The 8,867-nt window shown below is 66.2% G+C and carries 6 protein-coding genes and 3 pseudogenes; 6 read left to right on the top strand and 3 right to left on the bottom strand.

Annotation, left to right across the window (positions count from 1 at the left end; all coding sequences use genetic code 11):
- From PGX04_RS31765 to PGX04_RS31745, 5 genes and pseudogenes are all read left to right on the top strand, one after another.
- A pseudogene (locus PGX04_RS31765) lies at window positions 1–726 on the top strand (hypothetical protein); the annotation flags it as partial.
- A gap of 6 nt (window positions 727–732) precedes the next feature.
- Entirely contained in the window at window positions 733–2,439 is a 1,707-nt protein-coding gene (locus PGX04_RS31760) for a GMC family oxidoreductase N-terminal domain-containing protein (protein WP_273742121.1), read from the top strand.
- A 232-nt stretch (window positions 2,440–2,671) separates the two neighbouring features.
- Complete coding sequence (locus tag PGX04_RS31755; protein ID WP_273742120.1) at window positions 2,672–2,893, top strand: DUF7979 domain-containing protein; 222 nt, start codon at window positions 2,672–2,674, stop codon at window positions 2,891–2,893.
- Window positions 2,894–2,968: 75 nt separating this feature from the next.
- Complete coding sequence (locus PGX04_RS31750) at window positions 2,969–3,379, top strand: DUF7124 domain-containing protein (RefSeq protein WP_226039328.1); 411 nt, start codon at window positions 2,969–2,971, stop codon at window positions 3,377–3,379.
- A 566-nt stretch (window positions 3,380–3,945) separates the two neighbouring features.
- Window positions 3,946–4,479 carry a DUF5815 family protein gene (locus tag PGX04_RS31745; RefSeq protein ID WP_273742119.1) on the top strand — a complete coding sequence of 178 codons (534 nt, stop codon included), beginning with the start codon at window positions 3,946–3,948 and terminating at the stop codon, window positions 4,477–4,479.
- On the opposite strand, the pseudogene PGX04_RS34890 reads toward PGX04_RS31745, so the two are convergent.
- Window positions 4,480–4,672: pseudogene (locus PGX04_RS34890) on the bottom strand (hypothetical protein); the annotation flags it as partial. It lies immediately after the preceding gene.
- 210 nt (window positions 4,673–4,882) lie between these two features.
- Between PGX04_RS34890 and carB the strand changes: the two are divergent.
- Complete coding sequence (gene carB, locus PGX04_RS31735) at window positions 4,883–8,059, top strand: carbamoyl-phosphate synthase large subunit (RefSeq protein ID WP_273742118.1); 3,177 nt, start codon at window positions 4,883–4,885, stop codon at window positions 8,057–8,059.
- Between the two features lie 89 nt (window positions 8,060–8,148).
- On the opposite strand, the gene PGX04_RS31730 is transcribed toward carB, so the two are convergent.
- Together PGX04_RS31730 and PGX04_RS31725 are read right to left on the bottom strand one after the other, a co-directional pair.
- Window positions 8,149–8,433 (bottom strand): DUF8011 family protein, encoded by a 285-nt coding sequence (locus tag PGX04_RS31730; protein WP_273742116.1) that lies wholly within the window; start codon window positions 8,431–8,433, stop codon window positions 8,149–8,151.
- A 107-nt stretch (window positions 8,434–8,540) separates the two neighbouring features.
- Window positions 8,541–8,867: pseudogene (locus tag PGX04_RS31725) on the bottom strand (metal-dependent hydrolase); the annotation flags it as partial.

Genomic DNA, 8,867 nt, shown 5'->3' with positions numbered 1-8,867 from the left:
TGCGGGGGCGACGACCGCAACGACGGCAGCGTCGACCGGGAGTCGCTCCGCGTCGACCTGCCGGCCGACGAGAACGGGCTCGAGGAACTGGTCGCGGGGCTCGAGGCGGAACTCGGGTTCTCGACCGAGACGGACCTGGGAATGTCCCGGTCCGAGGTCTTCGGCTCGCTGGCCGGCCTCGACCTGCGCGTCGTCGGCACCGGCGACTCGGTGCTGACCGTGGAGACGGTCTCGCGGGACGGCACGGTCGAGGAGACGACGGACAAGCAGTCGGAACTGCCGCTGGCGACGCTGCACGCGACCGTGCTGGACCTCTACGCGCTGGTCTTCGTGCTCGGCGGCGGGAACCGAGGGGGGATCCGACCGCGCGAGAAGTTCCTCAGCGGCGGCTTCTTCACGTTCCTCGCGCCGATCGATCGGGTCCAGTGTCTGCTGTTCGCGATCGACTCCTACGACGCGCTGGAGACGGTCGCCGACGTGATCCTGCCGGAGGCGATCCTGGCGAAGAAGATCTCCGGATCGCTCCTCAGCCTGACCGCGTACGGCTACTACTCCGAGTGGTCCGGATACGAGAACGGCACGGCGCCGATGGCCGAGCGAGAACTCGAGCGGCCCGCGGGCGCGGTGCAGGGCCACAGACAGACGGGCTATCCCGGGCCTGCGAACGGCTACGCGGGGCTCCACGAGGATCCGATCGAATCGTTCGACGACAACGACTGGAAGTGAGACACAATGACGAATACTCCCGACGTAATCGTAATCGGTGCAGGCGGCGACGGCCCCGCACTCGCGTGGCAGCTCGGCGCATACGGACTGGACGTACAGATCATCGAGGCCGGCCCGTGGCACGGCAACGAGAAGTGGCCCCGGCCCCACGAGCATCCGGGCGCGACGGAGAGCTCCGATCCCGACGACCTCAACGGGAAGCTCCTCGACCGGCAGTTCAACGGCCTCGAGGACGACATGAACAACTCCTCGGCCGGCAAACTCCGCAACGGTCCCGCCGATCGGACGCAGGGCGCGTGGGAGTTCGAGACCGGCGGCGACCTCACCGTCAATCAGGTCAGCGGCGTCGGCGGGACGACGCTGCACTACTACGCGAACCACCCGCGGACGACGGTGCCGTCGGTCAACGAGACCGACGACTGGCCGATCGACTACGGCGACCTGGTCCCCTACTACCGGCTCATCGAGGAGAAGTTCGACTTCGGCCCCGGCGCGACGGCGACGAAGGAGGCGGTGCTCTACGAGGGCGCGGAGCGACTCGGACTCGAGCTCAACGACGGGCTCAACGTGACCGGCGACGACCTCCCGAGCTACCGGCCGACGCCGAGTCTGATCTCCTCGCCCGACGAGAAACTCGAGGACGAGGCGTACGACGGCCCCTTCACCTACCCCGAGGTCGAGGGCAGCACGCTGGCTAACGATCACTACCGCGGTGCGTCGTCGCCGCGAGGCGCCCCCGTCAGTGAGAAGGCCCGCAAGTCCAGCAACGTCAGCTGGGTCCCGGAAGCTCTGGAGACAGGCAACGTGACGATTCGTCCGAACACCGTCGTGACCAACGTGCGGACCGAAGGCGGCGAAGCCACGGGCGTCGACTTCCGTGATACGTGGCGGGGAACGACCGGCAGCATGGACGCCGACGTCGTCGTCATGGCCGCCGGCTCGCTGCAGACGCCGCGACTCTGGCTCAACTCCGAACTGCCCGACAACGGCTGGGTCGGCAAGGGACTAACTCACCACTGGTTCGACGCCGTCCACGGCGTCTTCGATCCCGACGCGCTCGAGGACCTGGTCGGCGAGCGGGCGATCGATCCCCACGTCGGTCAGCCGTGGGGCGGCCGCGTCGAACTCAAGGAGGGAATCATCGGCGTCGTCAGCAACTCGCCGACCCAGCACGGCGCGCTGATGGGGACGAGCGCGGTCGGTTTGGCCGCGGACAACGACACCGACGGCGAGCCGTGGGACACCCACGGCCAGCTCGTCGGTTCGGAGCTGAAGGACAAGATGGCCGACTGGCGGCGGACGGTCACGCTCCTGCTGAGCATCGACGACGAGCCGCTCCAGCGCAACGGCGTGAGCCTGAGCGACGACGAGGACCAGAACGGCAACCTCGCGAAGATCGAGTGGCAGCCCAGCGAGGCCGACTACGTGAAACGCGAGACGCTCGCCCGGACCGGCTCCCAGCTCCTGCGGGCCGCCGGTGCCGAGCAGGTCCACCGGACGAACATGGCGCCGTATCTCATCCACATCCACAGCACGATGTCGATGGGGCGGGTCATCGACGAAGGCGGCGAAGCCTCCGACGTCGACCGGCTGTTCGTCGGCGACCACAGCGCGATTCCCAACGCCCTGGGCGGGCAGAACCCGACCCACACCGGGCAGGCGCTGGCTCTCCGCACCGCCGACGCGATCTACGAGCGGTACTTCGGCCAGTAGTCGGACCGTCGACCGATCGCGCTCTCCCTTCGGTCTCGAGTGAGCGCGACAGTCGGACAGTATTGCTGATTTCTGGGACGACTCGAGCCATCGATCTCGATGACTGGGACGCGACCGTGGTAGATATCGGATTTATAGCCGATAGATTGGACGATCGTAGCGTACCGGAACCGGTAAGGGGGGCGCAGTGCACGAACATTAAGTCCGTCCGGGACGTGTGCCTCGATATACCATGTCTACGTGTGACACAGCAGTGTCGCGGCTACGAGTGCGCGAGGTCGAGACGGTCGGCGCGGTCGACGCGGTCACCCACGTCGACGAACTGAGCGACGAGACGTTTCAGCGGTTCTACGAGGCCGTCGAGTCGGACTCGACCGCGGGCCTCGCGGACGCGTCTCTCGAGGCCGGCGAGGTAATCGTCTTCACCGACTACTACCGCGTCGAGCGCGCCTGATCCGGCGGCCGTCGGCCACGCGTTCGCGCCGCCCGTATCGAAGTCGTTTTCCCACGTGCGCGCCTTCGATGACGCATGAACGGCGACAGCGACATGACCCTGGCCTTCGAACTCGAGGCGCTGAAAGAGGTCGCCTCGCCCGAGCGCGTGTTCGAAGACGCCAGAGGCTGGACCGAATACATCGGCGTCGTCTCGGAGAAGCCGACCTACGTCGTGACGAACTTCACGCGGAAGAACCGCATCCGACAGGACTTCTTCTCCGGCCCCCGCGGGAAAGCGGAGAGCCTCGAGGGCGTCAAAGACCAGTTCGACACCGACCGGTACGTCTACGTCGGTGCTGACGAGGCGGACGAGCAGTTAGCCGACGAGGTCGGCTGGGAGTATCTCGCCGTCGAGGACGCCGCCGAGGCGGCCGACTGGATTCTGGCGACCCACGCCGAGGATGAGGAGGACGACGCGGAGCAGGTCCGCGACGACTGGCCCTGAAACGCGGCGCGGTGCACCCGCGTCGAATCGATCGTCGAACGTGACCGTTTTCGCGGGGTCGAAAATCTCCCCCGTTGCTCGATACAGGGAACCTACGTTTCACTTTAGACTGACCAACCGGCATGCGGTGGCGCGTGCTGGACTACGGTTCGCCGCTGGCGAACCGTCGTTTGAAGCCGCGCGAGGGATGAGCGAGCGACGGCAGGAGCGAGCGTTAGCGCGGGACCGACGGTCCCGCGGACCATACGAACGGGCCTTTGGCCCGTGAGTAGAAATCGGCTGGGGAGGGTGTGGCAATTCCGTGTTGCCACGATAGCAGGACGCTTCTTTCGCTTCTTTCCCGGTAGCATTGGGCTGTTCCATTCACAGTTCTACCGAGCACGGATTCCATCCGAATGCCACCTGGGAACCAGATGTCGGGCGGAGCCACCGAACGAATCGCTCATCGAGGCTCGAGCAGTGGGAGCGAGACACACCAGTCGACGAGCCGCCACTGACTGCCGTCTCGCACCCCAGTGATAGCCCGAGTCGTCGCCCTTATGCCCGACCCACACGAAGCGGTGGCAATGGCAGACGCCCCCGTTCCGGGTGCCGACGGCGACGGGCTCGAGCTTCCCTGCGGGGAGACCGTCGACCCCCACGAGATCGATCTGGGAATGCGCGAGTACAGCTGTCCCTGCGGCGATACCCACGCCGTCGTGACGGACGTTCATCCGCCCTCGCGCTTTTTCCCCGAATCGCTCGTGGCCGTGCTCGAGGAGACGATCGACACCGACGACGAGTTCGAGTCGTTCGGGACGCCGCACCTGCTGGGGATCGTCCTGGAGGAGTTTCCCGAGAAAGTGGCCGTCCACGACGCGAGCGACGACGGTGCCGTCGGCTACACGCTGTTGTGGATGACCGACTTCGACGCCCGGCGGCTCCACGAGGTCGTCGTCGAACTCGTCGTTGAACTCATGGAACACGCCGTCAGTCACGCCGAAGACGACGCCGCGATCACCGAGTTCGAGTCCCAGATGCTCGAGTTCGACGTGAGCGAGTTCGTCGACCAGTACCGGCGACAGCGCGAGTTCGAGAGCGAACACGACCAGGCCCTCTAATTACTCCGCGAGCGAAACGGCCAACCGAAGCCTGCCGACCGTGCTCTCGCCGACTGCGATCGACCAGCCGTGGGCTTCGACGACTTCGGTGACGATCGCCAGCCCGAAGTTGGTGTCCTCCGCGGCTGTGCTGTACCCCGACTCGAGGAGCGCCTCTCGTTCGGCGGGACGTCGGGCCGTCGTCTGCGATCGCGGATACGGGAAGACTCGAGCATCGCTCTCGCCGTCGGCTGTGGGCGAGAGAGGTTCACACGCAGTCGGTAGAATCGGCCGCTGGTCTGGGGAATCGATGTGTCTCGAGGCGAGTGGGGACTCCTGGGTTCGAATTTCGAAAAGCCATTTCGAGATTCGTACTGTATCGTGGGGCTTATTACGATGTACGAACTCCACTCCGACAAGACAAATGAGTACGGACACCGCCGCAGACGGCGAGACGGGGGACGGACGCACGATCCTGTTGATCGGGAGCGGCCCGATCCAGATCGGACAGGCCGCCGAGTTCGACTATTCGGGCGCACAGGCCTGCCGAGCACTTCGGGAGGAAGGTGCCCGCGTCGTCCTCGTCAACTCGAACCCAGCGACGATCATGACGGACCCGGAGATGGCCGACGAGGTCTACATCGAGCCGATCACGACCGACGCCATCGCCGAGATCATCCGCAAGGAGCGACCCGATGGCGTCATCGCCGGCCTGGGCGGCCAGACCGGGCTGAACGTCACCGCCGAACTCGCCGAGGAGGGCGTCCTCGAGGAGTACGACGTCGAGATCATGGGCACGCCCCTGGACACGATCTACGCGACGGAGGACCGCGATCTCTTCCGCCAGCGCATGGAGAAGATCGGCCAGCCGGTTCCCGCCTCGACCACGATTTCGCTCGACGAGGGCGAGGTGGTCTCGGAGATGACCGAGGAGGACCTGAAAGAACGCGTGCAGGCCGCCGTCGACGAGGTCGGCGGACTGCCGGTCATCGCCCGGACGACCTACACGCTGGGCGGGTCCGGTTCCGGCGTCGTCGGCGAGATGGACGAACTCCTCCGCCGCGTCCGCAAGGGACTGCGCCTCTCGCGCAACAGCGAGGTGCTCATCACCGAGTCCATCGCGGGCTGGGTCGAGTACGAGTACGAGGTCATGCGCGACGCCGATGACTCCTGTATCATCATCTGCAACATGGAGAACATCGACCCGATGGGGATCCACACGGGCGAGTCGACGGTCGTCACGCCCTCCCAGATCGTCCCCGACGAGGGTCACCAGGAAATGCGCACCGCCGCGCTCGACGTCATCCGCGAACTCGGTATCCAAGGTGGGTGTAACATCCAGTTCGCCTGGCGCGACGACGGCACCCCCGGCGGCGAATACAGAGTGGTGGAGGTCAACCCGCGCGTCTCGCGCTCCTCCGCGCTCGCCTCCAAGGCGACCGGGTATCCGATCGCCCGCGTGACCGCGAAGGTCGCGCTGGGCAAGCGCCTCCACGAGATCGAGAACGAGATTACGGGCGAGACCACCGCCGCCTTCGAGCCCGCGATCGACTACGTCGTCACCAAAGTACCGCGCTGGCCCAAGGACAAGTTCGACGACGTCGACTTCGAGCTGACGACGGCCATGAAGTCGACCGGCGAGGCGATGGCCATCGGCCGCACCTTCGAGGAGAGCCTGTTGAAGGCGCTGCGCTCGAGCGAGTACGAACCCGACGTCGACTGGGCCGAGATCAGCGACGCGGAACTCGAGGAGCGCTACCTCTCCCGCCCGTCGCCGGACCGTCCCTACGCGATGTTCGAGGCCTTCGAGCGCGGCTACACCGTCGACGAGGTCCAGGAGCTGACGGGCATCTTCGAGTGGTACACCGAGCGCCTCAAGCGCATCGCCGACTCGACGATCGCAGCCCAGGAGGGCGACTTCACCGAGGCCGCGATCGCCGGCCACACCAACGCGACCATCGCGTCCGCCGCCGGCGCGGACGTCGACTCCGTCGAGACCGAAGTTCCGGGCCGTACCTACAAGCAGGTCGACACCTGCGCGGGCGAGTTCGAGGCCGAGACGCCGTACTACTACTCCGCACGCAAGTCCGAGTTCGAGACGGGACCCCTCATCGGCGACGCCGCGTCGGGCGAACTCGAGGTCGACCGCGACATCGAGAGCGTGATCGTCGTCGGCGGCGGCCCGATCCGCATCGGGCAGGGCGTCGAGTTCGACTACTGTTCGGTCCACGCGGTCCGCGCGCTGCGCGAACTGGGGATCGACGCCTACGTCGTGAACAACAACCCCGAGACGGTGTCGACGGACTACGACACCTCCGACGGCCTGTTCTTCGAACCGATCACCGCCGAGGAGGTCGCCGACGTCGCAGAGGCGACCGGTGCCGACGGCGTGATGGTCCAGTTCGGCGGCCAGACGTCGGTCAACATCGGCGAACCGCTCGAGGACGAGCTCGAGCGCCGCGGGCTCGACTGCGAGGTCATGGGGACGAGCGTCGAGGCGATGGATCTCGCGGAGGACCGCGACCGCTTCAACGCCCTGATGGACGAACTGGGCATCGCCCAGCCCGATGGCGGCACCGCCTTCTCGAAGAAGGAAGCCCTCGAGCTGGCCCACGACATCGGCTACCCCGTCCTCGTCCGCCCGAGCTACGTGCTGGGCGGTCGCGCGATGGACGTCGTCTACGACGACGACGAACTCGCGACCTACATCGAAGAGGCCGTCCGCGTCAGCCCCGAGAAACCGATCCTCGTCGACGACTTCCTCGAGGACGCGATCGAACTCGACGTGGACGCGGTCGCCGACGGCCGCAACACCATCATCGGCGGCATCATGGAGCACGTCGAGACTGCGGGCGTTCACTCCGGCGACTCCGCGTGTATGATCCCGCCGCGCTCGCTCGACGAGGACACGCTTGAGCGCGTCCGCGAGGTCACCGAGGACATCGCCGAGGCGCTGAAGACGAAGGGGCTGCTGAACGTCCAGCTGGCCGTTCAAGACGGAGAGGTCTATGTCTTAGAGGCCAACCCGCGCTCCTCGCGTACCGTCCCGTTCGTCTCGAAGGCGACCGGCGTCCCGATCGCCAAACTCGCCGCGAAGGTCATGGCCGGCGAGACCCTCGCGAGCCTCGCGGTCGACGAACAGATTCCCGATCACACCTCGATCAAGGAGGTCGTCCTGCCCTTCGACCGCCTGCCGGGATCGGATCCGCGCCTCGGCCCGGAAATGAAGTCCACGGGCGAGGTCATGGGGACCGCCAGCGAGTTCGGCACGGCCTACTGGAAGGCCCAGCAGGCCGCCGGCAACGCCGTCAGCGAGGGGACCGCCGTCGTCGACCTCGATATCGACGGCTTCGAAAACCACTTCGAGGTGGCCGACTTCGACGACGTCCCGCAGGCCATCCGCGAGAGCGAGGTCGACTTCGTCGTCAGCCGTGACCGCGACTCCCTCGAGATGGCCGTCGAGGAGGAGATTCCGTATCTGTCGACCGAAGCCAGCGCCGAGGCCTACGTCGAAGCGCTCGATAGCTTCGAGGGCGGCCTCGAGGTCGAATCGGTGTCCGACCGCCCGAAGCGCGCGGCCGACTGGGGCCACGCGGAGTAACGCGGTCACGTCGCTCGCGTCGGTTCGCCCCGTTTTCCGGTTCGTTCGTCTCGCTCGAAAGTAGTCGATGGTGTGGCGTGAGCCGACCATTATGTGAGGAGTCTGCTCACCGATAGTAACACGAGAGCCACGAGCATTCCGATCGCTGTCACCCGTAATGCACCGGCCACGCGCCGTCTGTGCTTCGGGAGGAACTCCGCGACCCCGGGCAGTGCGGCCGCGATACCGATGGCGAGCGTGCTGGCGAGACCGCTGTTATGCAGGAGTTCGAAGTACGCGTAGAGACCGAAGAACGCGACCGCAGAGAGGAGGGACACTCGAGCACTCTCCCACCCGCTCGGCTCGGAAAAGAGTTCCATCGGACTGATTTCCATTGTTGTAGCTACCGCTTGACTCGTACAAAAGGTATTGGTTTAGGAACAGGTGTTCCGGGCGCTTCGATCACTCCGACGCTGAGTCAACGTGCGTGGTACCCCTGCGCTCAGCGTCCGAACCGGATGTCGACGGTCGTGCCGTCGGTTTCGGTTTCGACGACCCGCACCGTCGGGAGGCGCGCACGGAGTCTCGTCGGGACGAGACCGCCGATCCCCGAACCGATCGCGGCGAGTCGCTTTCGACACAGCGCGTAGCCCCCGGCGAAGGCGAGCAGACCGAGTAAGACGCGGTCGGCGGCCGGCGGCGTCAACGCCGAGGAAACCGCGACGATCCCCAGCGCCAGACAGACGAGGAAGTCCTCCGGCGCGCCCGAGTAGCGGACGTACCGCCGCGGTCGGTGCCACCGCCCGAGAGCGTGGTTGTAAACGCCGTT

The sequence above is a fragment of the Natrinema soli genome (assembly GCF_028618695.1).
This window is presented reverse-complemented; position numbering and strand designations above follow the sequence as displayed.